Origin of the sequence: Actinomadura fulvescens (assembly GCF_039533225.1) — a bacterium.
Lineage (GTDB): Bacteria > Actinomycetota > Actinomycetes > Streptosporangiales > Streptosporangiaceae > Spirillospora > Spirillospora fulvescens.
Genome location: NZ_BAAATD010000007.1, coordinates 489389 through 515233 on the forward strand (window position 1 = coordinate 489389; position 25845 = coordinate 515233).

Sequence of the window (25845 nt, forward strand, 5' to 3'; positions counted from 1 at the left end):
GGCCACCGACGGTGGCGGTGGGGGCCGGGGCGGCGGCAATGCCGAAACGGCGGTGCTAGGGCCCGACAGGCCCCGGGATACGACACTGCCTCATGGCCGCAGGTCACGGACGGCGCGCAGGAATCGGTCGACCTCCGCCGGCGAGTTCATGATCCCCGTACCGATCCGGGCGTACGAGGGCAGGTACGGCGTGGCCGTCGCGCGGATACGCCGTTCGGCCAAACGGGCGACGACCTGCGCCGGTGTCATTCCCGCGACCTCGAAGCAGACGAGGCCGGAGGCCAGGGCGGGGTCCAGTGGCGTACGCAGCGTCACGCCGGGCATGCGGGCCAGCTCGGTGCGGGCGTGGTCGGAGAGCTGGTGGATCCGGGCCTTGATCCGGTGTGGGCCTATCCGCCGGTGGAAGGCGATGCCCGCCGGCATGGCGAACTGGTATTCGTAGGCGAAGGTCCCGCCCGGCGAGACGTACGACGCCCGCGTCGGGGGCAGCGGGCGCCGCTTCAGCCAGGCCTCGTCGACTTCGGGGGTGAACTCGAACGTCGGTATGGTCGGGTGCAGGTGCGGCCAGAGCTCGGCCTTGCCCCAGAGCATTCCGGTACCGCGCGGGGTGAACAGCCACTTGTGCGTGCCGGCCACGACGAAGTCGGCCCCCCACCGCGCCGCGGCCACGTCGTCTACCCCCAGACCGTGGACCGCGTCGACCAGCAGCAGGCAGCGGTCGGATTCGGCGCGGCCCTGGTTGGCCTCGGCCACCGCGTCAACGATCGGTGCTAGCGGCAGCCTTACGCCCGTGCTGGAGTGCACCCAGGTGACAGCCACGGCACGGGTCTTCGGCCGGATGCTCCGGCGCAGCCGTTCGACCATCTGGGCGCCCGACGCCTTCGCCGGATCGTCGTACAGACGGACGAAGCGTACGGTCGCGTCATTCTTCTCGGCCGCCCGGCGGGCCGACTCGTGCAGTGAGTAGAAGTCGTGTTCGGTGGTGAGCAATTCCTGGCCCGGTCGAATGCGCAGGCCGGCGAAGAACATGGCCAGCCCGATAGTGGTGCTGGGCATGAGCGAGATCTCTTCTGCCCGGCCACCGATGTAGTCGGCGAGTACGGCCTTGATGCCGGTACGGATGTCCTGGCCGGGCGTGAAGAGCTGTTCGTCGGCCCATAGCGGGTCGGCGTCGATCTTCCGTTGGTAGAACTCGATGGCCTCGCGTACCGGGCGCGGGTGAGAAGCGATCAGAAACAGGCCGAAGTGCGCCCAGCGCGGATCGAGCCGGAACTCGGCGCGTACCGCCTCCCAATCGACGGTGCCGTTGGCGTCGACCAGCTCGGGGCCCTGGTAGGTGAGCGCCGCCGCGTCGGAGCCCGGCCCGGTCGCGGAGGCCGCCGGGTGTCCTGGCAGGCCGACGGCCGCTGCCGTCCCCACTCCGACCATGAACTGTCGCCGATTGGCCGTTGTCATGAGCGCCCCTATTTCCGCAGGAGAGAAGTCGGCCATATGTCGGCCGAGACCGCGCCCCATGTCCGGAAACGCGCCCAGCACATTGGTTCATTGGACAGGATTCGTCCGAACTAGTCAACGCCTTGGTAGGAGAACCTCTATTCGTGCACGTAGTACATCTGGTCGGACGCATCGCGCCCACAAACGGTAAACCCCGTTTAAGCTCGGGGGTGGATACGGATGTGTTTGAAACGGTATTTTGGCAGAGCCGATCCGGCGCCGGCGATGGTGTCCAGCCGTTGGCCGGTCTGGTGTCGTTCGGCTGAAATTCGTCAGGATGTGCCGGGATTTGGGCATCCCGCTGGAGGTCTTCACCAACTCCGACGCCGGGGCCTTTCGCTATAACGAGTCGGCCGGAACGAAGGCTCCGCCACCGACCTGGACTTTCTCCATGACGGCTACCACGGGCGGCGCCCATTGCCTGGAGCCGCCAGCGGAATATCGAGGGCGGCTGGGCCTTCTGGCCCAGCCGCGGGGCTGAGTACAATCCGCGCTGCGGGCGGCAGGGCAGCTTCCATTACGCCGGTGATTGGCCCATCTATGAGTTCGCCTGCCAGCACGGCTTGTTCGAGTCAGCCCGCAAGGTCGTCACTGAACTCCCACCAGCGCGTCCTGAAGGGATGACCATGCGAAGGATCGTCATCGGAGGCCTCGTCACCGCCACCGTGGTCGTCGCCGGGGGAGCGGCCTCCGCCGCTCCCGAAAGACCTGTACGCCCGCCCCGCCCCACCGAGGTGCGCGTGGCGCTCCCACCCGGCCAGACCTTCCCGCACATCGCCAACGGCGTCGCGACCGGGGCATTCGTCGCGACGTACACCTCCAGTGGCCTGGGCGCCAAGGAGGCCAACTTTGCCGCGCCCGCCGGCACACCCGAGCGCTACATCGATTTCCCCGGCGGCACTCTGCCCCCAGGAGTGACAATTACCGAAGCGCAAGCCATCAACGCTCTCAAGCAGATCACCGAGAATCTGAAGGTGCAGGGACTCACCCCCAAGGACGTGATCTCGATGCGGGCGTTCCTGGCCAACCCGCCCGGTGCGACGGTCGCGGATTTCGCCGGCTGGAACCGTGGGTACCGGCAGTTCTTCGCCAACACCGACCTGGCGACCGGCAAGCCCGTCGACGTCCCCCTCGGCACCGCCCCGCCGGCGCCCCCGATGCTCGTCAACCCAGCCCGTCCGGCCCGCGTGAACTTGGAGGTTGAGAACCTTCCCCTCCCGGGCTGGCTGGTCGAAGTAGAGGTGGTTGCCGCCTTCCCCCGTAGGTGATGCGCCGGGGGCGCCCGGAAGCCGGGCGCCCCCTTCACCCCCCGCGTTCCTCGCCCACACCGGCGGCGCCGGAGCTCCGGCGCGGGCCCCGCAGTACGCGCCACAGGATCCACGCCTGCAGAAGGCCCGCCGCAACGAGGGCCACGAACGTGACCAGGCCACCCGGAATCGGCGCCAGCAAGACCACGATCGACAGCGGGAAGGTGATGGCGAACAGCCACACCCCAGCGAAGCTGTCCTCGGTCACGAGCAGCGTCACACCAACGCTGGCCGCGACGATGAGCATCACGGCGGCGTATCCGACGGCGATCCACGCCGCGACTCTTCCGTTTCGGAAGTCCACCGAGCGGCCCAGGTTCCTGACGATTTCCACAACGAACCTTTCACTGGTCAGCGGGGCAGAGCATGGCTGCTGCCTAGCCGAGCTTCCGGACGGCCTTGTAGTAAGACCACGCGTACTTGCGGCAGATGGTGCCCTTGTGGCGCTTGTAGCGGGCACAGGTCTTGTCCTTGAGAGTGGTGTAGAAGACGGCGTCGACCGCGCTCTTCTTACCCCTGAGCTGACCGTTGCGGCTGTGCGTCAAGGCGCGCCCGTAGTCGTGCATGGCGCACCCGGCACGGAAGTCGTAGCCGTCGGGCTTGTCCGGCGACTTGGTGCAGTAGTCGTAGTAGATGCCGACCACCGGAAAGCGGTTCACGGTCTTCAGCCAGTACACCGCTCGCCACTGCTTCTCGTAGTAGACCCTGCTGTGCCTTGGCCAGCAGTAGTCACGACCCCACATCCACTGCGACGCGTAGGCGCAGCCCTTGCGGGCGACGGCGGCGGAGGTGCTCGTCTGGCTCACCATCCGCCCTTCCCTGTCACGCCCGAACGACCAGCCGCCCCGTTCGGCGGACGCCAGGGACGCCAGCCGGCCGCGCCCGTCGTAGCGGTAGGTCTCGTGTCCCTCAAGGCCACCCGCGGCATTGTCGACGGCCTCCCGCAACATGCCGGATGCGTCGTAGGTGTACCGGACCGCAACGGCAGAACCTTTTCCGGACGCGGGCCTGAAGATGATCTCACGAAGTCGCCCCGGGTGGGCATCGCCCGCCGCGCTCGCGTACCGCAAGGCGATCGAGGCGCTTTTGCTGGACGTCGAGGAGGTGATGTGGGAAATGCGGCCGCTCCTGTCGTAGCGAACGACCGAGGCCTCCCCAGCCGCGCCGACGGCCGTCGGAACCCAATTGCCGCGAACGCGCGACCACTCGAAAGTCAGCCCCGCCCGATCCCGCTCGACCAAGTGGCCCCGCTTCCTCACAATGGTCGAACCATCCGGCGCTCGGTAAACGTTGCCGGACACGCGTTGGAAGCGAACCGTCGATTCACCATTTGGAGCCGTGACGTCAAAGCCCCGGCCGGCCTCGCGCAATCGGTAGCCGACCATGCCCCCAAGGAACTCGGGGCGCCATCCGGGCCCGAGCACCCTCTGGTCGGGCCGGTCGGGCAGGGACCGTCGTTCGGTGTAGCTTCGCTGAACCAATAGTCCAGCCTCCGCCATGTCCACGGCCTCAACTGTAAGGCCACGGGTGTCAGCGTTCACGAACGCGGGAGCAGGTCCCGCGTCGACCCTCGCATCGGCACCGGCCGGGGCCGCCCGGGCAGTTTCAGCCTCGGCTTGAAGATATGCCGTTGTCGCCAGTGATGCCGTCGCCAATATGACAACGCTTCGCGCAAAGTGTGACCGATCCAGCCGCATCCGATCCCCTTTTTCCAGCCTGAACAGGCGTCTTAAGGGATGGAACGTATTCAGTCGGCGTCTCCCGAACGCCTCCGGCGCGTCTCCACGACGTCTCCACGGCGGATTCACGGCAGGTCAGAAACGGGAACCTGCTGTGGATCGCAAAGCTCAAGGCGTAAGCGAAAACAGACAGGCATTTCGCCGACGAGCCAGAGCTGGCGACCACACCGAGCCGGAGGGCGGCTGCTCCGGGCCGTCGTCTGGATCTAGCCGAGGTATTCGGCGACGGCGGGGGTGATGACCTCGGGACCGGTGCCGGTGATGATGACGTCGTCCTCGTAGTTGACTCCGCCGAGAGCGGGCACGGCGATCCTGCGTTCCAGCGCCAGGCACATCCCTGGTTCGAGGACGACGTCGGCGTCCGCGCCGTCGATCGTCACCCAGGGTGGCTCGAACGACAACCCCAGGCCGTGGCCCCAGGCGCCGCCCATCTGCGACGCGGGAACTCCGTGCCGGAGGGCGAACGCCGAGCCGGCCATGACCTCGTCGCAGCGGCGTGCGATGTCTCCCAGCCGTTGCCCCGGCCGCAGGAGTTCCGTCCCCGCGTTAACGCTGTCTCGTACCGCGTCGAGCATCTCCTGCTGCGCCGAGGCCGGGGTGTCGCCGACCACACGGGTGCGGGCGAAGTCGAAGAGATACCCCTCCAGCGAGCCGTACATGTCGATGCGCAGGAGGTCGTCCGCCTTCAGCCGACGTTCAGCCGATGCGGTGCCAGGACCCGAGGGTGCGAAGGTGTGCGACGTCTCTCCGGAGGACAGACCCATGCCGTAGTAGGCGCCGCCCGCGCTCACGATCTCAGCGATCGCCGTCGCGGCCACCTCGGCCTCCGTCGCTCCCGGCATGGCGGCGGCCATCGCCGCGTCCATGGCCTGAACGCCGATCGCGCCCGCCGCCCTCAGCAAGTCCAGCTCCGCCGGGCTCTTGATGCGACGCAGCCGCCATCCGAGGGCGTCGGCGTTGACCAGCTCATGGTCGGGCAAGGCCGAACACAAGCCCGCCCACCAGGGCCAGGCCATCGTGGCGCAGCCGAGCACGCCGACCCGACCTCCGCCGGGCACCGACGCCCTGACCTCCTCGGCCAGCAGGCTCACCAGGTCGGCGCCGACCCTGATCCGATCCGCCGCGGGTTGCGGATCTTGAACGATTCCGGCGTCCATCAGCAGGACCGCGGATTCCTGGACGGGCAGCACGAAGGCCACACGACCAGGCCGTCCAAGCCCTCCTCCGCCGCCAGCCGTCTGCCCGCCTCCTGCCGTGCCAGGAACTCCTCAGGACGAATCGACCGCATCACCAGCCCCCTTGATCAATCTCCCTCGGCCCGTTCCCTCCCTCACGGATTGAAACGCGCATCAACCCGGTCGGCGTGAACGGCGCCAACTCGCCCGACTCGAACTCCAAGGTCGCGCTCAAGGCACTGCTGACCTGCTTTCCGACCCTGGCGCTCGCACGCGACGACAGCGAATTCGACCTGGAAGAAGACGAGCTCATGCATCGCCTCACCAAACTGCCGGTGAGATGGTGCCTGCGGCGCGGGCGCTGGCCGATGCCTGAGCTCCGCCCGGGTCACGTCCCGTGAGTTACTCGCGGACCTGAGCTTTCGCCATGGGGTGCGCGTCACGGCTGTCCGCGCCCAGGCCCGCGAGCAGGCGCAGGCCGTCCTCGGTGGGGCTTCCGGGGGCCGCGGACAGCACCAGTAGCTCCACGCCTGATTCGTCCGGTAGCGCGAAGTTCTCCTGGTGCAGTTCAAGGAGCCCGACCAGCGGATGGCGGAACGCCTTACGTCCATGGGTGCGGGCGCGCACGTCCGCGCGGGCCCACAGGCGGCGGAAGCGTTCGCTGCCCATCGCCAGCTCACCGATGAGCGAGGCCAGGCGGGGGTCCTCAGGGTATTTGCCGGCGGCCAGACGCAGGTGCCCGACCACGTCGAGGGTGCATTTCTCCCAGTCCACGTACAGGCCGCGCTCGGCCTCCTCCAGGAAGATGTGCCGGGCGGTGTTCAGGCCCGGCATCGGCCGGCCGTAGAGAAGCCCGGCGAGGCGGTTCGCGGCGAGCACGTCCAGGCGGTGGTCCATGAGCAGCGCGGGTGCGTCGGTGACCAGGTCGAGGACGCGCAGCAGCTCGGGCCGGACACGTCCGCCCGGCGCCTTCGCGCGGCGGCGGCGCTGCCGCGCGAGCCGGTGGAGGTGCCCGCGTTCGATCTCGTCGAGGCCGAGAACGCGGGCCAGCGCGTCGAGGACCTGCTCGGAGGGCTGGGTCGCGCGGCCCTGCTCCAGGCGTACGTAGTAGTCCACGCTGACCCCGGACAGGTGCGCGACCTCTTCGCGACGCAGCCCTTCGACCCGGCGGCGGCTGTCGGCGGGGATGCCGACGGCGCCCGGGTCGACCCGGGAGCGCCGGGTCCGCAGGAAGCCCGCGAGATCGTCCATGCCACCAGTATGGCCTCGGTGTTGCTCGTGAAGGTGGTCCTGCCATTACCAGGAAGTCCCGTCCGATGGACGAGGCGTCCCTGAACGCCGGGCGCCGCGCCGTCCAGGATCGAACGCGTCCGATCCGAAGGAGTTCCCATGAAGACGCTGATCGTCTACGCCCACCCGGAGCCGAAGTCGCTCAACGGCTCGCTGAAGGATCTCGCGGTGTCCACGTTGGAGAGCGCCGGGCACGAAGTACGGGTGAGCGATCTCTACGCGATGAACTGGAAGGCGGTCGTGGACGCCGCGGACTACGGCCCCCACGCCTCAAGTCCGCTGAGAGTCGTCCTGGACTCGGGCCGGGCCTTCGAAGCCGGGACGATCGTCCCGGACGTTCGCGCCGAGCAGGAGAAGCTGCTGTGGGCCGACACGATCATCTTTCAGTTCCCGCTGTGGTGGTACACGATGCCCGCGATCCTCAAAGGCTGGGTGGACCGGGTGTTCACCTACCGCTTCGCGTACGGCGTCGGCGAACACAGCGACACCAAGTACGGCGAGCGCTTCGGCGAGGGCACTCTCGCGGGCAGGAAGGCCCTCCTGTCGGTGACCATCGGCGGCCCGGAGGCGCATTACGCCGCTCGCGGGATCAACGGGCCCATCGACGACCTGCTGTTCCCGATCCACCACGGCATCCTCTACTACCCGGGCATCAAGGCGCTGCCGCCGTTCGTGCTGTACGGCGCCGACCGGATCAGTGACGAGGACTACCCGGACGTCGCCAAGTCCTGGGAGCAGCGCCTGCTCACTCTGGAGTCGACCGAGCCGATCGCGTTCCGGCCGCAGAACTTCGGTGACTACGAGATCCCCTCGCTGCACCTGAAGGAGGGACTGGAGGCCCCGGGTCGTACGGGTTTCGGGCTGCATGTGCGCGGCTGACGGCTTGAAAGCCGTTGTCGAACGTCAGGCGATCTCCTCCGCTCCGGCTTCGTGTCGGTGGAGCCGATGCGTCGGCAGCCAGAAGGCAAGCGCATCCGACCAACTGGTGCAGCCGTTGAACCACATGTCACGGACCAGGAACGGCCGGCCCGCACTAGCCGTGCAGTTCCGTGTGTTGCTACACCAGGCGTATCTTCTTACCTTGCGACCGCCCTGGCGCTGGCCTTCCGCCTTCGCTCTGATCGAATACATCCGCTTGCCGCAGGCGGTGGTCGCCGACCCGCGAAGGCGACCGTTCCCGCTCCGACAAGCATGCGCTGCATGAGATGCCCTTCTTGTAGTCACCAGGACTGTCTTCATCCAAGAGCGGGCAAGGTTGAAAGTCGTCAAATGACCAGCCGAATGATGTCTCTACCCAAAGCGGTACCGGACCGCAACGCGTGAGGCAGCTGATCCCGAACGGCTGGTGGCGGTCGTGGGGCGGCGGTGTTCTTGGCTGATCCAGATCGCAAGTAGCGCGCCGCGGTGTCGATGCAGGCATGACCGAGCAGCGCCTGACCTGGGCGGCGTTGCCTTCGGGTCGTCGTAGAGCGCCGTCCCCTGAGAAAAACCGGGACCTGGCCCGCGATCCGTGTCGAGAATGTGGCGATGGCTCCGTCCTAGCTACACCAGTGGCCACGAGGGCCGCGCGACCAGGAAGGAACGACCATGACGATTCGCCGGATGGACAACGTCCTCATCGTTGTCGAGGATCTTGAGGCCGTTACCGCGTTCTTCGTCGAACTCGGTATGGAGCTGGAGGCTCAGACGACCGTCGAAGGAGAGTGGGCCGGCCGTGTCATCGGGCTCGAAGGCGTCCGTACCGACATCGTCATGTTGCGGACCCCGGACGGCCACGGGCGGGTCGAGCTGAGCAAGTTCCACTCGCCGAAGGCGATCAGCAGTGAGCCGCAGCCCGCACCGGCGAACACGCTGGGCATACGTCGCATCATGTTCAATGTCGAAGGCATCGAGGACGTCATCGCCCGCCTGCGCACGCGCGGCGCCGAACTGGTCGGCGAGGTGGCGCAGTACCAGGACAGCTACCGGCTCTGCTTCGTCCGCGGCCCCGAGGGCATCATCGTCGGGCTGGCCGAGGAACTCGGCTGACGTTCGTCGGACGGCGTTCTCAGGACACCCTCACCAGCAGAGCGCGCGGCGCTCAGGCCTCGGCCATGTCCATCCCGAACCGCAGCGGGCGCGAAACCAAGGGTCTTCGAGGCCGCGGACTGGCTGCACCCAAGGGCGACCGGACAGAAACCCTGCATCCTGCCGAGCCTCTGAACCCCGCTGTCCTCGCAGGCCAGCGCGATGGAGGCCCTGGCGGAGCCAATCCAGCCTCCACTCTGACACCGCCATCCACAGCCGAGATCCCGCGTGGCCCGGCCGGGGCGCAAAACTCCGGCGCCCCGGCTCCCACGGCGACATCAACGCCCCGACCGTACGGGTTGATCGCGGCTGGGCAGCGCGGCAACTCAGTGCGATCGAGACTCGATCAGATCGTGGAGCCGCTGAGTCACGGGATCGCTCGGACGAGCGGCGAAGGCTATGCGCAGCCAGCCATCGGCGTCGGTTTGGAGGAGGTCGTCGCGGATGGACGGGTCGGCACCGCGCTCCAGCAGCAGGCGGATCACTTCGAGACGACCGCCCGGGATCGCCCAGTGCAGGCCGGTCCGCCCGAGGTAGGGCGCGACGTCGGGATGGACGCCGTGGTCGAGGAACCAGCGCACGACCTCCAGCCGGCCGTGCTGGCAGGCATGGACGAACGCCTCTCCTACGATCTCCTCCGGATCATCGGTCGGCGGCATCCGGGACGGAAAGCCTGCGCCGGTGTCGGCGAGGTCAGGACGCGCCGACGCGGCGTCCGGCCGGAGACTGCCGTCCGCGCCGAAACAGGCCCGCACCAGGTCCAGCCGGCCGCAGGCGGCGTACGTCCAGAGCGCCCGCGGAACGATTCCGTGCTCGGCGAGCAGATCGACGACCTTCGTGTTGTCGTGGTAGATGGCGTTCTCCAGCGGGGTGATGCCCCATCTCCGGACGCCAGGGTCGGCGCCGGCGTCGAGCAGCAGCCGAACGTATTCGACCCGGTTGAAGCGGGCGGCCCGGGTGAGCGGGAGATCCAGGTCGGTGGCCTTGCCGAGCACGACATCGACTGCGGCCCGTGGCGCGCCGAGTCCCTTTCCGAGCCGGACACCGGGGATCATCTCGGAGCCCGCGAGCATGTGCAGCAGGGTGTCGGCCTGCTCGGCGTTCAGAGCGGCCAGTCGATCGGTGTCGCCGCCCAGCAGGGCTTCGGCCTCGCGGTGCAGCTGCCGCCGCCGCTTCCGGCGTACGTCGAGCTCGCGCCGGGATTTCTCGGTGAACGACACGAGATCCTGCCAGGTCGGGAAGCCGAGCTCCCGCGCGATGATCAACCGCGCGTCGCGAGGCTCGGCGGTCGCGGCGGAGGTCGCGGTGGCGTGCCGGGGCACGTAGGCCCGCAACCGTCGCAGCGCGCGCGGATCGTCGCGGTGCAACTCGACGAGGAGGGTGTCGGCCATCGAGGCGTAGATGTCCGGCCTGATTCCCATGAGACGGGAGACCGGCCGTTCTTCGGTGGCGCTGCGGCTTTCGACGTGGGAACGAAACTCGGCCCAGGTCCGGAATCCGTGTTCCTGAGCGAGCACGAACTGGGCGTCGCTGAGCAAGAACCGCTCGGCGGCTCGATCGCTTAGCACGTCGGCGACCCGGGCTTCGGCCGCCGTATCGCCCGCCGTGTACGCGTGATGCAGGTGCTTGGCCTGCTTGCGGTAGTACTCCAGGTTCAGCTGGACCAGCAGCTCGAAATGACGATCGGACATCGAGACCTCCTTCGTCGCCGAGGTCCGCTCACCCGGCCGGAAAGAGGTTGGTCTTATCCGATGCGTTGACGTGCTGATCGAGGTGGGAAAGTCCCTGCCCGCGGACTGGCAGCGCCCTCGCACGCTCCTTTCAGAGTAGTGATCGGCTGAGCGACTCGCTGCCTCTCGGTGGTGCTCACCGGGATTCTGCACCGGCGTCGCGTCACGGGGACCCTGTCACGAAGGCCGCGTCGCGACGGGTGCCAGGGCCGACCGGCGGTCCAGGCCGAACGGATACGCAACCGTCCGTTCCAGGATCTACGGTTGAGGCTGTTCCCACATCCGTAGATAGACCTCGGCGCCCAGGGACAGATCGCCGATTATCTCGGCTCCGGAGCGGTTGGCGATGTCGGCCATCCAGTCGGCGACCAGGCCGTAGTTGGCGACGCCCTCCTTGTTCAGATCCCAGGTGCGTTCGCCGGTCGTCAGCCGGTCCATGGTGACGGACGGGTCGAAGGGCGACGTGAAGGGGTACTTCAGGTCGCCGCCGGGGCGGGGGTTCGGGAGAGTCGCGACCCCGTTGGCGTCCAGGCCGTAGCCGTAACCGTAGAGCCGGTTCGGGTCGCGGGAGGCCTTGTCTCTGCGCCACTGCGCGGTGAAGCCGTCGGCGGAGTCGCCCATGGCGGTGATCATGCCGCCGAGCTTGTAGATGCGCTGGGCGTACGAATCGTCGGACCAGCTGTGACCGGAGATCACCCCGGAGTAGCCCGCCTGCTCCAGCAACGTGAGCGTCCGGTCGGCGGCCTTCGCGCTCATGTGGTCCAGCTCGATGATCATGCCGCGTTTCATCATGCCCTTGACCATGTACTCGCCCAGCGTGGTCAGGCCGTTGAGGTTGCAGTGCGGTGGCTTAAGGAAGAGCGACGGGATCGTGTTGTCGTGCACCGGCCCCTTGCAGGTCTCGGCCTGCCAGTTGTGACCGGAGCTGAGGATGTTGCCGCCGTTGAGGGCCAGTCCGAGCATGCCGGAGTCGAACCGGACGCCGCACAGCGCGTTGTCGAACTTGTGGCACAGGAACATGGAGCTCACCCCGAGGTCCCGCATTTCGTCCAGGCCCTTGTCGATCTGCGCACGGGTGCAGCCGGGGAACAGCTGGCTGCCCCTGCAGCCGAACGGCTCGGAGGTCTCGATGCCGAGCACCACCGCCAGCTTGCCCTCCTGGATGACCTTTCTCGCGGCGACCGGGTCGCGAACGACACGGAACCAGCCCTTGCCTGGGCCGCCGTACTCCTTGTCGATGTAGTCCTGCAGCTCGTACGTGCGCTTGGCCTGCAGCCGGATGGAACCCATCTCGTCGCACGGGTACTTCCTCGCCGCCGCATAGATCTCGCACAGGACCCGGTTGGTGACCAGCTGGTTGACCAGGATCCGCTGGCCCGCCCGCCAGGATCGCTCAAGCCACTTGTAGTAGACCTGCTGATGCGTGGCCGTCCGGTTGTTGGGCCAGTACTTGAAGGTCGGCCAGCCCTTGGGGTCGTGTGTGCCGAACGGCGACCCCTTGGTGGTGATGTTCTCGAACAACGCCAGCGCACCGTCGGGCTCGTGGTGCGGGCAGTCGCGCAGCGCCTTCTCGATCCCTTCCGGATGGAACGGCGCCCCGCAGATGATCTCGCCGCCGAAGCCTTCGTAGGACATGAGATGGGTGTGCCCGTCCACATATCCGCGGACCACCTCGGGCCCGGCGGTCACAGATGGCGCAGGTGGCGCCGCGTCGGCGGGCAGCGGCGCGGCACCGACCCCCAGCAGTCCCAGCAAGATCAGCAGTAGTACCGGTGCTCGGCGGGGCATGGGGGGTCTCCTCTCACGAGTCGTGTATGTGAGTTTGACCCTGTTCGCCCTCAAAGTCTTATAAAGAGTTTCACGTTTTTGGGGCGCCGATGTGGGTCCGCAGGTGGCCTGTCGCAGTTCCGCCGGAACCGGCCAACCTGCAGGAGTGGACGAGGGCATCCGCGACAACGGCACGCTCGCACCCGGACCCGACAGCCCCCCTGGAGGATGTGGCAGGCCGCCCGGGAAGGGACCCCGCGCAGGAGTCATCAAAGCGATGCCTCTCGCCGCGGCGGCGTGGCGCGCCCCAGACCGTACGGTCGACTACGCCCTCACGGCCGCAGAGGAGCCCAACGGCGGCGGGGTGTCCCCTGAGCAGCGGCTGATCGCGGCATGAGCACGGCGTCGCGCTGTGCCCGAGTTGCAGGGCAGGACGAGTGGCTCCCACAGGGTGCCGGCACCAGGACGAGCCCGAGCTCGACTTGGCCGCCGTGGTCGACCACCACACCGCCGACGAGCTTCCTGGTGGTCGATTTCGGGGACCCGGGTGAGCTGCCGCCTCAGATGCGTAAGACCGGGCGTCTGCCGCCTCACTCCCTCTGCTCCTAGGCGGTTCTGTCGCACGGGATAACGGCGTCAACAAGGGCCGATACCCTCCGCGGCCAACACGCCCGGGATCGCGCGTCGGTTGAAACGCGACCGCCTCGCTCGCGGTCGTCGGCGGTAGCGCTGCCCACTGGGCGCCAACGCTCTAGGAGCGGCGGTAAATGGTGCCGCCCGGCGCGTACCAGCCCGCCTTCTTACGCACGGCAGGAGACGGATCGGCCTCCCGGGCTCGAACGAGCGCGGTCTCGGCCTCCGTGCTCGCGTGGACGAAGCGGCCGACCAACTCCACCGCCATGGCCCGCACGTGCGCATCAGGGTCGTGGCGCAGCAGCCGCAGGCCCGGTGCCAGCACCATGGCCTCGGTCGGCCGGCATGCGTCAGTCTTGCAGCGGTCGCACGACAGCGCGTGGACGGCGGCCACCCGCACCGACGGGATCGGATCGTCCAACATGGCGATCATTTCCTCGACCGCGTCCTCCACCAGGAGGTGGTCGAGCAGCTTGCAGCACTGCTCCCGGACGGTCGGACTCCAATGACGCAGCCCCGCCCGGATCGCCGGCACGGCCGCCCGGCCACGGGCGAGCAACTCGCGGTAGGCCGAGCTCGTCCGAGGCGCGCTGCCGAGAGCCTCCACCACGCGTTCGTCGCTTCGATCCGCCAAACCCAGCATGCACACCATGCGATCACCATCGGCGCGTGCCCGGCAACGGGATTTCCTCAGCCATTCGACCACCAGGCCGCAACAACCGCCCGCACATCAGCGCAGAGCTGAGCTGCTGCTAAGGAGGGGGCAGAACGCGCCCCAAACCATAGCCTCGGTCGACTCCCGTTTACGGTGCTTCTGTGGACATCAGAGAGCTTCGAGGCCGGTTTGCTCGTAGGCATCTCTCGCTGTGTGCGTGGTCAGGAAGTCGACGAACTGCCTGGCCGCGTCTCCGGCGTCCACGCCGAGTACCGCTGAGAACTCCGAGTAGTGCTGCACCTCGTCGGGGAACGGGCCCACGATCTGGGCCTCCGGGACGAAACGCAGCTCGCTCAGCTGCTGGATGGCGATGTCGGCCCGGCCGTCGAGGACGGCGTGCGCGATGAAGCCCTTGTCGATCAAGGTTGCCCGCGCGTTGACCTCGTCGAAGATGCCCAGCTCCCGGATCAGCCCGGCGAAGTAGATGCCGCTGGCCCCGGTGCGGGAGTAGGCCACGGAACGGGCGTTCAGCAGGGTCGCCTTGAAGGCCTCAACGGTGGAGATGTCGGGCGGTTCGGCGCCTGGGGGGACGGCGAGCCCGACCCCGGTCCTGGCCACCGCGACCCGCTGGTTCACCTCCAGCACGCCCAGCTCGCGCAACTCGCCGAAGGACGACGTGACGGCGATCATCACATCGGGACGCTCCCCGTTCCGGACGCGCAGCAGCAACTGGGTGGTCGGGTCGTAGACGCCGTCGACCTCGATGCCGGTCCTGTCCTTGAACGCCGCCAGCAGCACATCGTCGAAGGCCTTGCGCACCGCGAGGGTGCTGAACAGCTTCACCGGGGTTTCGTTGGGCATGGTTTCCTTCGTTCGTAGGTTCAGTGATCGATGCTGAGCAGGTCGCGCCGCTCGCGGCGGGGGCCTGCCCCGCAGGAACGAGACAAGCCTTGACCGTCCGGAACAGCGACCCGGCGATCATCTGCTGTCGGGCTGCTGGGCCGAGGCGTTGAGGAGGAGGTCCGCCTCGCCGAAATTTCCGGACTTCAGCAGCAGCGTCACCCCCGGCGCGAAGATCCAGGGAACGCCGCGCGCCGCTTCGGCTCCGATCAAACCGCCTGTCACGCCGAGTGCCTTCACCACGGCCCCGGACGTCTCGCCGCCTGCCGCGATCACGCGGGTGACGCCGTGCCGGGAGACCAGCGTCCGCGCGACGAGCCCGATGGCCGTCTCCATGATCGTGGCCGACCGTTCGCGCCCCAGTGCCTGCTGCACCAGGCGCAGCCGCGACGGCTCCAGCGAGGAGTAGATCAGTGGCGCGCCCACCCCGCCCGGCAGCCCGGAAAACCAGTCGAGCGCGCCCGCGGCCAGTGACTCCGGGTCCGGATCGGCCAGGGCGTCGAGCCGGTAGGCGGGACGTCCGGCATCGATCATGGCCTTGAGCTGTGCGAGCGTACGCGCGGAACAGCTCCCCGCGAGCACCACGGCAGTGCCGGACATGTCCACGGTGTCCGCCTCGGGAGCCGTCTCCGAACCGGCGGTCGCGGCAGCGAGGCCGCCCGCGAGTCCGGCTGCCCCCGCGACGAGCGGCTCCGTAGCGAGCGCCTGCCCAGCCGTCGCCAGATCCCCCTGGTCGACGGCGTCTACGAGCGCGTAGCGAAAGCTTTCCGTGCGTAGCTCGGCCAGCCGCCGCTGGACGGCCGCAGGTCCGTCGCGGACTTCTCGCAGGGGCACGACGCCTGCCCGGTGGGCGCTCTGACCGGCCAGCACCCGCGGCAGGTACGAGTCGGTCATCGGAGTCAACGGGTGATCCCGCATGTGCGACTCGCTGAGCAGCACGTTCCCGACGAACAGGTAACCCTGGTACTGGGTGCGCCCGTGCTCAGGCGAACTGGGCGTCATGGCCACCATGGGCACGTCCAGGGCGTCGGCGAGCGCGTCCAGGACGGGGCCGATGTTCCCCGCCGAGGTCGAGTCGAACGTCGAGCAGAACTTGAGGTAGATCTGCCCGGCTCCGCGCCGCCGCAGCCAGTCCAGGGCCGCCAGCGACTGCGCGACCGCCGCGCTCGGCTCGATCGTCCGCGTCTTCAACGCGATCACCGCGGCCTCGTACTCCGATGGCCCGGTCTCCTCCGGCGAGATCTCCCCTGGTGGCGGGGTAGCGAAGTACAGCACCGTTCGGAGCCCGCCCCGCCGAAGGGCGACCGCGACATCGGTCGCGCCGGTGACGTCGTCCGCGATGACACCGATCATCGGGCCCGCCCATCCCGTACGTCGAGCGCCGGGCCGGCGATGGCCGTCCTCAGCCGGGCCGCCGCCGCCTGCGGTCCCGAGACCACCGGCCTGTCCAGCGCCTGCGCGAGTTCGTCCGCGACAGGCGCCAGGGAGTACTGCGCGAGCAAGAACGCTTCGCTGGACGAGTCGCGCACTGTCGTGAGCAGTGCATCCAGCAGCGCCGGGCGATCAGCGCGCTTCGCGGCCTCGAACGCGCCCGGACAGACCACGCCGTCGACCGCGACCGCCGGGCCTGCCGCCCGCCTCAGCCGCGATACGGAATCGGCAAGCGCCGTTTCGAGGCTGGCGACCACCAGCACGTGGCCGTAGCCGCCGCCCGCGACGGCGGAGAAGGCCGCCTCGTCGGGGGCGAGCACAGGGATGCCGGTCTCGACCGTTCCGGTGACGGCCCCGTACATGGAGCAAGTGAGCAGGATCCCGTCGGCGCCGCCGGAGACGGCGTGGTGGATGAGCCCGCGCATCCGCTCGCACAACCGTTCCGTCAGCCCGCCAGCGGCGTCGGCGTCGTCGAGGAGCTTGTCGTCGAGCAGGTTCCACACTTCGGCCTCGGGGAACGCCTCGGCCAATCCGGCCATAGCCGGGCCGATCGCCGCCGGAGTGGCGCTGATCAGGGCTATGCGCGGCCTCATCGAGCCAGCTCCTCGATCCAGCCGAGCCCGGCGACGGTCTCTCCGGCCGGCCGGTACTCGCACCCGATCCACCCGTCGTATCCGCCGGCCCGGATGGCCGCGAACAGGTTCCGCCAGCCGATCTCCCCGGTTCCCGGCTCGTGCCTGGAGGGCGGATCGGCGACCTGGTAGTGGAACGTGCGCGGCCGCAGCGCGGTCACCTTGGTGATGAGATCGCCCTCGTCGATCTGGGCGTGATACACGTCGAACATGATCCCCACGTGATCGGTGTCCAGCGCTTCGACGACGGCCGCCGCGTGCTCCTGGCCGTCGAGGACGAACCCGGGGGAGTCCCGCTTGTTCTGCGCCTCGATCAGCAGCCGGACCCCGGTTCCCCGTGCCTGTTCGGCGGCCCAGGCGAGGTTGGTGACGAAGTGGGCGAACGCTCGGTCCCGGCTGACTCCGGCCGGCCGTCGCCCGCCCATGACATGGATGAAGTCACTGCCCAGCCCGACCGCGTACTCCAGCGCCAAGCTGAACCCGGCGCGAAACTCGGCCACCCGGCCGGGGAGACAAGCGGGCGCGCCGGCAGGGGTGTTGATGAGCACCTGTTCGAGTCCGGCGTCGTTCAGCCGACGCGCCAGCTCTGCCGCCGGGTACTCGTACGGGGAGGAATACTCGACCCCCCGGAAACCGGCCGCCGCCGCGGCATCGAAGCGTGCCTCGAACGGCAGCTCGGTGAACAACCACTTCAGGTTCGCGTCGAAGCGCAGCTCGGCGGTGGCCTCTTCTCCGTGCGTTCCGGGAGGCACGACGGTCGGCTCCGCTCCGCGTGTTCTGGGGGGCATGAGGGCTCCGTTCACCGGGCGTAGCCGGGGTTGACCACGAACTCGGGGGTCCGCCCGTTCAGCACGTCGATGACCGCTCGGGCGGCCATCGCGCCGGAACGGGCCCGTGACTCGCGGGTCGCCGCGCCGATGTGGGCGGTGACGATGAGGTTGTCCAAACCCCGCAGCCGGCTCCCGGCGGGCAGGGGCTCGACTTCGACCACGTCCAGCGCGGCGCCCGCGAGCGCTCCCCGCTCCAGCGCGTCGGCGAGCGCGTCCTCGTCCACCACCCCGCCGCGGGCCGTGTTGATCAGGTACGCCGAGGGCTTCATCAGGGCCAGCGCGGCGGCGTCGATCAGGTGGTGGGTGGAGCCGTCGAGCAGCAGGTGGAGGCTGACGAAGTCGGATCGGCGCAGCAGTTCCTCCAGGCCGACGCCCCGGACGCCGTGCCGCTCGGCGAAGGCGTGATCGAGGTCGGCGTCGAAGGCGAGCACGTCCATGCCCAGGGCGCCGCCCAGCCTGGCGACCAGCTTGCCGATCGAGCCGAGCCCGACGATACCGAGCGTGGCCCCCTCCAGCTCACGGCCGCCGGCCTGGTCCCAGCCGCCTTCCTGGACGGACTTGAGGTTCTGCGGGATCAGGCGGGCGCAGTTCAGCATGAGCGCGAGCACGTGCTCGGCGACGGAGCGGCGGTTCGCGCCGGGGGTGGGGCACACGGCGATGCCGCGCTCGGTGGCGGCGGCCACGTCGATGTTGTCGTAGCCCGCGCCCGTGCGGCCGAAGACCTTCAGGTCCTCGGCGGCGGTGATCACCTCGCGGGTGAACGCGTCCGTGCCGGCCACGATGCCGTCGACGCCCTTGACCGCCTCCACCAGGCTTTCCCCGGTGTTCTCGCGGTCCTTGGACGAGGAGTGCACGACCTCGAAACCGGCGTCCCGCAGCAGCCGGTCGACCTGGTCGTCCGGCCTCAGCCAGGCCGTGGTCACCAATACGCGCTGGGCGGTCATGTGTTCATACCTCCATATGAGCCTTCACTATACTATAGCGACGACTTCTGTAGCGGACGGACGGCAGGGCGGCAGGGTGGCTTGGCACGGATGCGAGCCGCCGCCTGGGATACTCGGTCTGATGAGAGGGAGAGCGATGCCGTCCGAGGCCCACAAGAAGAAGCGGCCCCTTGCCGATCAGATGTACGACGTACTGCTCGATCAGTTCATGGCGGGCAAGCGGGCTCCGGGTGAACCACTCAACATCGGCGCTCTGTCTCGCGAACTGGAGGTGAGCCAGACCCCGCTCAGAGAGGCACTGGCGCGTCTTGAGCACACCGGTCTGGTCGTACGCGAGGCGCTCAAGGGTTACCGCGTGGCTCCCATGTTCAGCGAAAAGGAAATCGACAAGCTGATGGACGCCCGCATCGTCCTGGAGCCCGCGCTGGCCTACGAGACGTGCCGGCGGACCACTCCGGAATTCCTCGACGAATTGCGCCAGGCGGTCGACGAACTCGCCGACTCGGCCGATCTGGCCGACACCGAGTCGCGCTCGTTCCGCTCCTACTGGGCGGCCGACGACCGTTTTCACGCGCTCATCGCCCAGCAGTCCGACAACCAGTTCCTGGAAACGGCCTACCGGTCGCTGAACGGGCAGATGCAGCGGTTCAGGCTGTTCTCCAAGCTCGGCAACACAGGGGCCGGGCACGCCGCCAAGGAGCATCGAGCCGTCTACGAGGCGCTCGTGGAGGGAAATCCGGAGATCGCCGCCATCAGGATGCGCGAGCATCTGCAGAGCGCCAACCGCCGCAGAAAGCAGCGATAGCCTGGCCGCCGGTGTCGCTAACGTTCCGGCGCCGCCTGCGCCACCTCCTCATCGCCTGCCGCGCCCAGCGCGGCGGCCGCCGCGCGCCCCTGCGGCGTGTAGAGCTGCAGGAACGAGAAGACGCCGGCCAGGCCCGCCACCACGCAGACGGTGTCGGCGAAGTCCCCGCCGAAATAGTTGATCATCGCGGGATTCGCCGTCACGATGCCGACGATCTGCAGAACGGTGACCGCCGTGCCGCCGGCGACGAAGGCGATGAGCGTCACCCGGAACGCGTTGAGCAGGAATTCGTACATGTCACACCCCTGACTTAGAACGGGATCCAGACCAGGCTCATGGCCACGCCGATTCCGGCGAGAAAAGACGGAACCAGGTAGTAGCCGATCACCGGTTTGAAGATTTTCACCGGGTCGCAGTTCGCGATGCCCGCGGCCACGTACAAGGGCGGGGCTCCTGGGGGAGAGCAGCCCTCCGCGCTCGCCCACACGATGATCGCCGCGTAGGCCAGGTGCGGGGTGATGCCGGCGCTGGTCAGCGCCAGGAACGCGACGGAGCCCACCGCGGCCAGCGTGGCGGTGGTGCTCAGCGGGCCCGAGACCAGCAGGATCACGAGACCGACGATCACCACCATCACCAGCGCGGGCACGCCCCGCATGTTCTCGATGAACGGTGCGAGCTCCTCGCCCAGCCCGAGCGCCGACAGCACGTTGGACGCGGCGAACGCGGAGATCATGGTGAGGCCGACGATCGCGAACTTCGGGCTGATCGCCCCGATCATCGTCCACCAGTCGCCCGCGCGGCGCGGCAGCCGGCGATATCCCACGATCATGCCGACGACCAGCATGAAGATGGGCAGCCAGAACAGCACGGGGATCGCGTCCGCGGCGTCCTCGCCGATGCGCCGCACCACCCAGTCGGCGGTCGGGCCCGCGGTGGCCAGGATGGGGATCGCGACGGCGAGCAGCACCAGCAGCGACGGCCAGCCCGCGCGCACGGTCGAGCCCAGGGGCTTGACGTCGCCGGGAGCCATCCGGCCGACCCCGCGCCGCATGACGATCACGTACGCGATGGCCAGGCGCATCACCACCGTCCACGAGGCCACGACGAACATGGGGACGATCATCTGATCCGCCGTCAGCGCCGGCGCGACCGTGGGCGCGGCCAGCATCAGGAAGAACGCCCCGCTGAACGGGAAGATGGCGCCGACGCCGGCGTTGCCCGAGATGACGAGCGCCGCGGTCTCGCCGTCCGTCTTGGAGCGTTTCATCCACGGAATGGCGATGGAGCCGATGGTGGCGGCGATGGCGGCGCCGTTGTGCGCCACCGCGCCGAACGCGCCGGAGCCGACCGTGGCGGCGTACATGGCACCACCGCGACGGCGGCCGAGCATCGAACTGAGAATGTCGATGAGGCGCCCGATCAGCCCGATGCTCATCAGCAGCTCACTGACGAAGACGAAGGCGAGCGCGGCGAACGTGACCTCGGATTTCAACCCGTCGACCAGGCTTTTCCACCCCACGGTGAACGCGTCGGTCCCCGCGAAGGCCGCGCATGCCAGGAATCCGACGAACATCGATTCGGCGATGTTGCGCTTCAAGAGCACGTTCCAGACGACGATGACGGCGATGAACGCGACCAGGGCCAAGATGGCGTTCACGTGAGGCACCGCCGGGGAGTTTCCCCGCCGGACATCTCGGTGTTGCAGCACACAGGGGGCCTCCTCGGTAGCGCCGCGGACGTGTCTTCCCGGAACGCGGAGGGGTGGAATAGTACAGTCGCGTCACGGAAAAAATACTATAGTGATGCCTCTCACGAAGTGTCCATGGGTGGTTCCCGTGCCGACTCGATCGGGGCTACCGGGCGAGCGCCCGCGCGGTCACCGCGGCGTCGAGCAGGCGCAGGCCCTCGGGCCGGGTCAGGTCGATGCCGGTCATCTTGGCGACCTTCGTCAGGCGGTAGTCGAGGGTGTTGCGGTGGACACGCAACTCGGCCGAGGCGTGACTGCGGTTGTGTCCGTGCCGGACGAACGACTCGACGGTCGCGAGGAGGTCGGGGCGGCTGTCCAGGGGGTCGAGCTTGGCGGCCAGGCCGGTCAGGGCGCGACCGGGGCGGGCCAGCTGGTACTCAAGCAGGACGTCTTCCAGCCGGTAGAGGCCGGGTGGCCGGTTGAGGCGCGCGACGAGGTCGGCGACCTGCTTGGCCTCGGCCAGCGCGGCGGGGATGCCGGCGTGGTCCGGCGCCGCCGACACGCTGGCGGTGACCGGCCGTGCCGTCGCGGCCGCCACCTGCGTGACCAGGTCGGGAAGGGCGTCCATGGCGTGGCCGTCCGAGTCGGCGGGGAGCAGCACAGTGCCGCCTTCGGCGGTGAGAGTGGCCAGTACGTCGGTCCGCTGGTGCGCGTCCAGGGCCGTTTGGACGTGCCGGACGGTCTGCCGGGAGTCTCCGGGGCCGGGACCCAGATGGAGCAACAGCACCAGGTAGGCCGGAGCGAGCCGGACGCCGCACTGCGCGGCCAGCTCGGACGCGGGCTCGCCGACCAGGAGCGCGAGGACCAGTCTGCTCCGCTGGTCGCGTCGCTGGCCCTCGATCTGCTGTTGCTCGTGCAGGTGGGCGAGCGCCACGGCGGGGATCACACTGGCGAGGTACCGCAGGGTGTGCGCTCCGTAGCGGCGCATCTCCTCCGGTGTGGCGTCGGCGGTGAGCAGGTCCCAGCACGCGGTCGTTCCGACCATGTAGGCCGCGAGCGCGGCGTCCAACGGCAGTCCGTCGGCGGCGCGCCGAGCCGACCAGTCGGTGATCACTGCGAGCTCGGTGGCGTTCAGCGCGCGGTCCTCCGACAGGGTCTGCGTGTGGAGCCTGATCGCCGCGGCGAACGCGCTGCTCACATCACCGTCGAGGAGCTCTTTGGAGATCGTTCGGTAGTAGGGGACCTCGGCGGCGCACCGCTCTACCGCCGCCCGGACCAACTCGGGCAGCCGGGTCAGCGCGCGCTCGGTGAATTGGAACATTGCCCAATGCTCGCACGCAACCTTGCCGCAGATGCGCAGAGACAGCACTTCGGTCGCATGGCAGATTGTGCCTCCACCCAAACCATCGCTTCAGGAGGATCTATGCGCCGGTGCTTCCCCATTGCCGCCAGCGTGACCGCCGCGGCGGCGGCGGCGCTGTTGGTCTCTCCCTTGCTCGCCACGCCGAAACCCGTTCCCGCCCGGACCGTCGCGGCGGACGCCGCGCCGTCCCCCGACCGGTGGGCGGCGCCCGGTCCGCACGGCGTCACGGTCACGAAGGAGAGGGTCACGACCTTCTACTTCCCGAGCGACATCGGCTCCAGCGCCCGGCGCTTCCCCGTCGTGATCTGGGGTAACGGCACCGGTGCGGTGCCGAGCAACTACCACGGGCTGCTGCGGCTGTGGGCCAGCCACGGCTTCATCGTCGCGGCGGCGAACACCAGGTACGCCAACAGCGGCAACCAGATGCGCGCCGGCCTCGACCGGCTCGCCGCCCTGGACCGCACCGACGGCAGCCCGTTCGAGGGCCGGGTGGACCTCGCGCGTGTCGGCGCGGCCGGACACTCGCAAGGCGGCGCCGGAGCCATCAACGCCAGTGCCGACCAGCGCGTGGACACCACGGTGCCGATCCAGCCCGGGCCGCTCGCCTCCGCCTCGTCCCTCCACGGCCCCGCCCTCTACCTGGCGGGGGAGAAGGACACCATCGTGGCGCCGGCGCGTGTCCGCACGTTCTACAACGCCAGCGGCCACGTGCCCGCCATCTACACCGAGCTCGCGGCCGCCACGCACTTCACCCCTGCGGGCAACGGCGGCGGCTTCCGTGGCATCACGACCGCGTGGTGGCGCTTCCACCTGGCCGGTGACGAGCAGGCCCGCGGCGTGTTCTTCGGTGACGGCTGCGGCATCTGCTCCGGATCCCCGTGGCTCCACGCCGCGCGCAACTCCAAGGCGCTTCAGATTCCCGGCCCGAACGCATAACCGCCCACGCCAGGAGCTGGTTCCCGTGCGGCTGGTCAGACCTCTCCCAGAGGTCGACGACGAACTGCTCGTCAGACTACGTAAGCGCGTCCCTGCCGTCGCCCGGGACGCCACCCGGCGGATCGAGCGAGAAGTCCCCGCCTACGCCCGCGCCCATGACCCCCGCTACGCGAAAGTCCTGGCCTGGACGACCGAACACGCCATCGGGCACTTCGTCGACCTGCTCAAAGACCCGGAGCTGCCCTCAGACTGGATCCTCGACCACTTCCAAGGCGTCGGCGCAGGCGAAGCCCATGAGGGCCGGAGCATGGAGCCGCTCCAGGCCGCACTCAGGACCGGTGCGGGCGAGGCGGTCCGCCGGCTCGCCGAGGAGGCGGAGAGCATGGGCGGCTGCGTCCCGCCAACGGTCATCGCCGGCGTGACGCACGCGGCCTTCTCCTACATCGGCCACCTCGCCAAAGCCGCGGCCCAGGGACACGCCGACCAGCATGCCCAGGCGGCGGGAGCGCTCAGGGCCAAACAGCGCCAACTCCTGGATACTCTGCTCGATCCCGGTCACGACCCGCGCGTTCTCCGTACCCAGGCGGCCGAATGCGGCTGGTCACCGCCGCACACCATCGCCGCGGTCGCGCTGGACGGGCTCCGCCCACGCGCCACCCGACCATCCCTTCCCCCAGGAACCCTGGTCGGATTCCATCTGGCCGAACCTTGCCTGATCGTCCCCTCCCCAGAAGACGCCGACCACCTGAGCGCCTTGCGGAACGCGCTCGACGGCCACCACGCCGCGATCGGCCCGACCGTCCCGATCGGGGCCGCCGCCTCGTCGCTGCGGCTGGCCCGCCAGGCGCTCGCTCTGTCGTCCGGCGGCGTCATCGTGGCTGCCGAGCACCTTCCGCTCCTGATCCTGCGGAACGACCGTGAGCTGACCGCACTCTTGATCGACCGCAGGCTCGGACCGCTGCTGCGCACCCGCCCACCCGTCCGGACGAAGCTGGCCGAGACGTTCCTGGCGTGCATCGAATGTGACTTCAACGCCACCGAGGTCGCCAAGCGCCTGGACGTTCATCCCCAGACCATCCGCTACCGGTTGCGGCAGTTGGAGGAGCTGTTCCCCGACACCGTCTACGCGTCGACCTATCGCCTGGAATACCACCTGGCCCTCCTCGCGTGGCTCACGACCGAGGCGGCCTGAGCCGGTCATCGGCGGCTTTCGGCACGAGGGCCTGGACGCGGTGGCAGCGCTTCCCGTCAATGCTGACGGTTGGAGCGGCGTGCTACCGTCAGTCTCATGGACGATCCGGACTTCCCGTTCCTCGGCACGGAGCCCATGGCGGTGGAACTGGCCAACACCCTCTACGGCCAGGGAGAGCAGCAGATCGACTTCCTTGGGTCGCCGGAGTGGATCGACCGCTGGTTCGCGCTGGTCGGCACGGAGCACGGCCTGGCCGTCCCGGTGGACGTGGGCCGCGACGCCGGGCGCGTACGGGCCCTGCGCGACTGCGTCCATCACCTGCTGTCGGCGGCGGCCGACGCGAAGGCCCCGAGGACCGACATGCTCGACCGCCTCAACGAGTTCGCGGCCACCACACCGACCCACCCGCGGCTGGAGTGGGCCGCGGACGGCACGCGCCGACTGCGGCGCGTCGGCCTCACCACCGGCCTTGGTCACCTCGCCGCCGACTGCATCGAGGTGCTCACCCGACCGCCCGCCCGATCCCCTCGGCGGTGCACGGGGCCCGGCTGCTCGATGCTGTACGTCAGGAACCACCCACGCCGCCGCTGGTGCCATCCCTCGTGCGGGCACCGTGACCGCCAGGCCCGGTACTACCGGCGCCAACGCCTCCCGGAGGCACCATGATGATCACCTGGCGCCGGCTCGGCGAGCCGGACTTCCCCTTGCTCGGCCAGTGGCTCGCCCAGCCCCACGTGGCCCGCTGGTGGTACCAGGAGCACTCGGCCGAGGCCGTCAGACGCGACTTCGGCCCCGCCGCAGCGGGCCTGGACCACAGTGAGGACCATCTCGCGTTCCTGGACGGCCGGCCGTTCGGCCTGGTTCAGCGCTGCCGACTGGCCGACGAGCCCGTCTACCTGGCGGAACTATCGGCGTTGACGGACGTCCCACCGGGGGCGATGACGATCGACTACCTGATCGGCGACGCCCGCCTTGTCGGCCAGGGCCTGGGCCCGCGCATGATCGGGTCGATACTGCGCAAGACCTGGACCGACCACCCCGAAGCGACCTGCGTCCTCGTACCGGTGGTGGCGGCCAACCGCGCGTCCTGGCGTGCGCTGGAGAAGGCGGGTCTCACCCGGATCGCCCAGGGTGACCTGGAGCCGGAGAACCCGATCGACGACCGCCTGCACTACGTCTACCGCATCGATCGCCCCGCACGACCGTAGGTGCTGTTGTGCTGCTCGATGAACGGTTGTTCGTGGGCGGCGGAAAGGGAACATTCTCGG

Annotated in this window: 26 protein-coding genes; 10 read left to right on the top strand and 16 right to left on the bottom strand. The window is 68.9% G+C overall.

Going from position 1 to position 25845, the window contains the following annotated elements; translation table 11 throughout:
- Positions 1-90 precede the first annotated feature (90 nt).
- Complete coding sequence (locus tag ABD333_RS27275; protein WP_344545336.1) at positions 91-1455, bottom strand: aminotransferase class V-fold PLP-dependent enzyme; 1365 nt, start codon at positions 1453-1455, stop codon at positions 91-93.
- Between the two features lie 665 nt (positions 1456-2120).
- Here ABD333_RS27275 and ABD333_RS27280 point away from each other — a divergent pair.
- Entirely contained in the window at positions 2121-2762 is a 642-nt protein-coding gene (locus ABD333_RS27280; RefSeq protein WP_344545337.1) for a Rid family hydrolase, read from the top strand.
- A gap of 34 nt (positions 2763-2796) precedes the next feature.
- Here the strand turns inward: ABD333_RS27280 and ABD333_RS27285 are convergent, their stop codons facing one another.
- Together ABD333_RS27285 and ABD333_RS27290 are read right to left on the bottom strand one after the other, a co-directional pair.
- Positions 2797-3135 (bottom strand): SCO4225 family membrane protein, encoded by a 339-nt coding sequence (locus ABD333_RS27285; RefSeq protein ID WP_344545338.1) that lies wholly within the window; start codon positions 3133-3135, stop codon positions 2797-2799.
- Positions 3136-3178: 43 nt separating this feature from the next.
- Positions 3179-3751 carry a phospholipase A2 gene (locus tag ABD333_RS27290; RefSeq protein WP_344545339.1) on the bottom strand — a complete coding sequence of 191 codons (573 nt, stop codon included), beginning with the start codon at positions 3749-3751 and terminating at the stop codon, positions 3179-3181.
- 64 nt (positions 3752-3815) lie between these two features.
- Between ABD333_RS27290 and ABD333_RS27295 the strand changes: the two genes are divergently transcribed.
- Positions 3816-3938, top strand: coding sequence for a hypothetical protein (locus ABD333_RS27295; protein ID WP_344545340.1), 123 nt, complete (start codon positions 3816-3818; stop codon positions 3936-3938).
- A gap of 808 nt (positions 3939-4746) precedes the next feature.
- Here ABD333_RS27295 and ABD333_RS27300 read toward each other — a convergent pair.
- Entirely contained in the window at positions 4747-5739 is a 993-nt protein-coding gene (locus ABD333_RS27300) for a M24 family metallopeptidase (protein ID WP_344545341.1), read from the bottom strand.
- Positions 5740-5903: 164 nt separating this feature from the next.
- On the opposite strand from ABD333_RS27300, the gene ABD333_RS27305 reads away from it, so the two are divergent.
- A complete protein-coding gene (locus tag ABD333_RS27305) occupies positions 5904-6116 on the top strand; it encodes a hypothetical protein (protein ID WP_344545342.1) in 213 nt (70 codons plus the stop codon).
- A gap of 1 nt (position 6117) precedes the next feature.
- Here the strand turns inward: ABD333_RS27305 and ABD333_RS27310 are convergent, their stop codons facing one another.
- Entirely contained in the window at positions 6118-6966 is an 849-nt protein-coding gene (locus ABD333_RS27310; RefSeq protein ID WP_344545343.1) for a helix-turn-helix transcriptional regulator, read from the bottom strand.
- 138 nt (positions 6967-7104) lie between these two features.
- On the opposite strand from ABD333_RS27310, the gene ABD333_RS27315 reads away from it, so the two are divergent.
- Both ABD333_RS27315 and ABD333_RS27320 read left to right on the top strand, forming a co-directional pair.
- On the top strand, positions 7105-7884 hold the full coding sequence (locus ABD333_RS27315) for an NAD(P)H-dependent oxidoreductase (RefSeq protein ID WP_344545344.1): 780 nt from the start codon (positions 7105-7107) through the stop codon (positions 7882-7884).
- Between the two features lie 723 nt (positions 7885-8607).
- Positions 8608-9033: a VOC family protein gene (locus tag ABD333_RS27320; protein WP_425546940.1), complete on the top strand. Its 426-nt coding sequence runs from the start codon at positions 8608-8610 to the stop codon at positions 9031-9033.
- A gap of 365 nt (positions 9034-9398) precedes the next feature.
- Here ABD333_RS27320 and ABD333_RS27325 read toward each other — a convergent pair whose 3' ends face one another.
- From ABD333_RS27325 to ABD333_RS27360, 8 genes are all read right to left on the bottom strand, one after another.
- Entirely contained in the window at positions 9399-10763 is a 1365-nt protein-coding gene (locus tag ABD333_RS27325; RefSeq protein WP_344545346.1) for an ankyrin repeat domain-containing protein, read from the bottom strand.
- A gap of 297 nt (positions 10764-11060) precedes the next feature.
- On the bottom strand, positions 11061-12590 hold the full coding sequence (locus tag ABD333_RS27330) for an amidohydrolase family protein (RefSeq protein WP_344545347.1): 1530 nt from the start codon (positions 12588-12590) through the stop codon (positions 11061-11063).
- 730 nt (positions 12591-13320) lie between these two features.
- Complete coding sequence (locus ABD333_RS27335; RefSeq protein WP_344545348.1) at positions 13321-13908, bottom strand: HEAT repeat domain-containing protein; 588 nt, start codon at positions 13906-13908, stop codon at positions 13321-13323.
- A gap of 117 nt (positions 13909-14025) precedes the next feature.
- Positions 14026-14718, bottom strand: coding sequence for a substrate-binding domain-containing protein (locus ABD333_RS27340; protein WP_344545349.1), 693 nt, complete (start codon positions 14716-14718; stop codon positions 14026-14028).
- A 117-nt stretch (positions 14719-14835) separates the two neighbouring features.
- On the bottom strand, positions 14836-16110 hold the full coding sequence (gene otnK / locus ABD333_RS27345) for a 3-oxo-tetronate kinase (protein ID WP_344545350.1): 1275 nt from the start codon (positions 16108-16110) through the stop codon (positions 14836-14838).
- The gene (locus tag ABD333_RS27350) at positions 16107-16781 is read right to left on the bottom strand and encodes an aspartate/glutamate racemase family protein (RefSeq protein WP_344545351.1); all 675 of its coding nucleotides are present in this window, start codon (positions 16779-16781) and stop codon (positions 16107-16109) included. The genes otnK and ABD333_RS27350 overlap by 4 nt, the downstream gene beginning before the upstream one ends.
- A complete protein-coding gene (locus ABD333_RS27355) occupies positions 16778-17608 on the bottom strand; it encodes a hydroxypyruvate isomerase family protein (protein ID WP_344545352.1) in 831 nt (276 codons plus the stop codon). Before ABD333_RS27355 ends, ABD333_RS27350 begins: the two co-directional genes overlap by 4 nt.
- 11 nt (positions 17609-17619) lie before the next feature.
- Positions 17620-18594 (bottom strand): phosphoglycerate dehydrogenase, encoded by a 975-nt coding sequence (locus tag ABD333_RS27360; protein ID WP_344545353.1) that lies wholly within the window; start codon positions 18592-18594, stop codon positions 17620-17622.
- 121 nt (positions 18595-18715) lie between these two features.
- Here ABD333_RS27360 and ABD333_RS27365 point away from each other — a divergent pair, with 121 nt between their 5' ends.
- Complete coding sequence (locus ABD333_RS27365; protein WP_344545354.1) at positions 18716-19399, top strand: GntR family transcriptional regulator; 684 nt, start codon at positions 18716-18718, stop codon at positions 19397-19399.
- A gap of 17 nt (positions 19400-19416) precedes the next feature.
- Here the strand turns inward: ABD333_RS27365 and ABD333_RS27370 are convergent, their stop codons facing one another.
- The 3 genes from ABD333_RS27370 to ABD333_RS27380 all read right to left on the bottom strand — a co-directional run bounded on the left by ABD333_RS27370 (position 19417) and on the right by ABD333_RS27380 (position 22407).
- Positions 19417-19695: a hypothetical protein gene (locus ABD333_RS27370; RefSeq protein ID WP_344545355.1), complete on the bottom strand. Its 279-nt coding sequence runs from the start codon at positions 19693-19695 to the stop codon at positions 19417-19419.
- 14 nt (positions 19696-19709) lie between these two features.
- Positions 19710-21056 carry a TRAP transporter large permease subunit gene (locus ABD333_RS27375; RefSeq protein ID WP_344545356.1) on the bottom strand — a complete coding sequence of 449 codons (1347 nt, stop codon included), beginning with the start codon at positions 21054-21056 and terminating at the stop codon, positions 19710-19712.
- A 196-nt stretch (positions 21057-21252) separates the two neighbouring features.
- Entirely contained in the window at positions 21253-22407 is a 1155-nt protein-coding gene (locus ABD333_RS27380) for a PucR family transcriptional regulator (protein WP_344545357.1), read from the bottom strand.
- 102 nt (positions 22408-22509) lie between these two features.
- On the opposite strand from ABD333_RS27380, the gene ABD333_RS27385 reads away from it, so the two are divergent.
- From ABD333_RS27385 to ABD333_RS27400, 4 genes are all read left to right on the top strand, one after another.
- Positions 22510-23385 carry an alpha/beta hydrolase family protein gene (locus tag ABD333_RS27385; RefSeq protein ID WP_344545358.1) on the top strand — a complete coding sequence of 292 codons (876 nt, stop codon included), beginning with the start codon at positions 22510-22512 and terminating at the stop codon, positions 23383-23385.
- 25 nt (positions 23386-23410) lie between these two features.
- On the top strand, positions 23411-24577 hold the full coding sequence (locus ABD333_RS27390) for a PucR family transcriptional regulator (RefSeq protein ID WP_344545359.1): 1167 nt from the start codon (positions 23411-23413) through the stop codon (positions 24575-24577).
- Positions 24578-24673: 96 nt separating this feature from the next.
- A complete protein-coding gene (locus ABD333_RS27395) occupies positions 24674-25243 on the top strand; it encodes a CGNR zinc finger domain-containing protein (RefSeq protein WP_344545360.1) in 570 nt (189 codons plus the stop codon).
- Positions 25240-25785, top strand: a complete 546-nt coding sequence (locus ABD333_RS27400) for a GNAT family N-acetyltransferase (RefSeq protein WP_344545361.1) — start codon at positions 25240-25242, stop codon at positions 25783-25785. Before ABD333_RS27395 ends, ABD333_RS27400 begins: the two co-directional genes overlap by 4 nt.
- The last annotated feature ends 60 nt before the right edge of the window (positions 25786-25845 follow it).

Excerpts from the sequence above, each read along its gene's own strand:
- ABD333_RS27275 (WP_344545336.1), bottom strand. The coding sequence starts at position 1,455 with ATGACAACGGCCAATCGGCGACAGTTCATGGTCGGAGTGGGGACGGCA.
- ABD333_RS27280 (WP_344545337.1), top strand. The coding sequence starts at position 2,121 with ATGCGAAGGATCGTCATCGGAGGCCTCGTCACCGCCACCGTGGTCGTC.
- ABD333_RS27290 (WP_344545339.1), bottom strand. The coding sequence starts at position 3,751 with ATGTTGCGGGAGGCCGTCGACAATGCCGCGGGTGGCCTTGAGGGACAC.
- ABD333_RS27295 (WP_344545340.1), top strand. The coding sequence starts at position 3,816 with ATGATCTCACGAAGTCGCCCCGGGTGGGCATCGCCCGCCGCGCTCGCG.
- ABD333_RS27310 (WP_344545343.1), bottom strand. The coding sequence starts at position 6,966 with ATGGACGATCTCGCGGGCTTCCTGCGGACCCGGCGCTCCCGGGTCGAC.
- ABD333_RS27315 (WP_344545344.1), top strand. The coding sequence starts at position 7,105 with ATGAAGACGCTGATCGTCTACGCCCACCCGGAGCCGAAGTCGCTCAAC.
- ABD333_RS27320 (WP_425546940.1), top strand. The coding sequence starts at position 8,608 with ATGGACAACGTCCTCATCGTTGTCGAGGATCTTGAGGCCGTTACCGCG.
- ABD333_RS27325 (WP_344545346.1), bottom strand. The coding sequence starts at position 10,763 with ATGTCCGATCGTCATTTCGAGCTGCTGGTCCAGCTGAACCTGGAGTAC.
- ABD333_RS27330 (WP_344545347.1), bottom strand. The coding sequence starts at position 12,590 with ATGCCCCGCCGAGCACCGGTACTACTGCTGATCTTGCTGGGACTGCTG.
- ABD333_RS27340 (WP_344545349.1), bottom strand. The coding sequence starts at position 14,718 with ATGCCCAACGAAACCCCGGTGAAGCTGTTCAGCACCCTCGCGGTGCGC.
- otnK (WP_344545350.1), bottom strand. The coding sequence starts at position 16,110 with ATGATCGGTGTCATCGCGGACGACGTCACCGGCGCGACCGATGTCGCG.
- ABD333_RS27350 (WP_344545351.1), bottom strand. The coding sequence starts at position 16,781 with ATGAGGCCGCGCATAGCCCTGATCAGCGCCACTCCGGCGGCGATCGGC.
- ABD333_RS27355 (WP_344545352.1), bottom strand. The coding sequence starts at position 17,608 with ATGCCCCCCAGAACACGCGGAGCGGAGCCGACCGTCGTGCCTCCCGGA.
- ABD333_RS27360 (WP_344545353.1), bottom strand. The coding sequence starts at position 18,594 with ATGACCGCCCAGCGCGTATTGGTGACCACGGCCTGGCTGAGGCCGGAC.
- ABD333_RS27365 (WP_344545354.1), top strand. The coding sequence starts at position 18,716 with ATGAGAGGGAGAGCGATGCCGTCCGAGGCCCACAAGAAGAAGCGGCCC.
- ABD333_RS27370 (WP_344545355.1), bottom strand. The coding sequence starts at position 19,695 with ATGTACGAATTCCTGCTCAACGCGTTCCGGGTGACGCTCATCGCCTTC.
- ABD333_RS27380 (WP_344545357.1), bottom strand. The coding sequence starts at position 22,407 with ATGTTCCAATTCACCGAGCGCGCGCTGACCCGGCTGCCCGAGTTGGTC.
- ABD333_RS27385 (WP_344545358.1), top strand. The coding sequence starts at position 22,510 with ATGCGCCGGTGCTTCCCCATTGCCGCCAGCGTGACCGCCGCGGCGGCG.
- ABD333_RS27395 (WP_344545360.1), top strand. The coding sequence starts at position 24,674 with ATGGACGATCCGGACTTCCCGTTCCTCGGCACGGAGCCCATGGCGGTG.
- ABD333_RS27400 (WP_344545361.1), top strand. The coding sequence starts at position 25,240 with ATGATGATCACCTGGCGCCGGCTCGGCGAGCCGGACTTCCCCTTGCTC.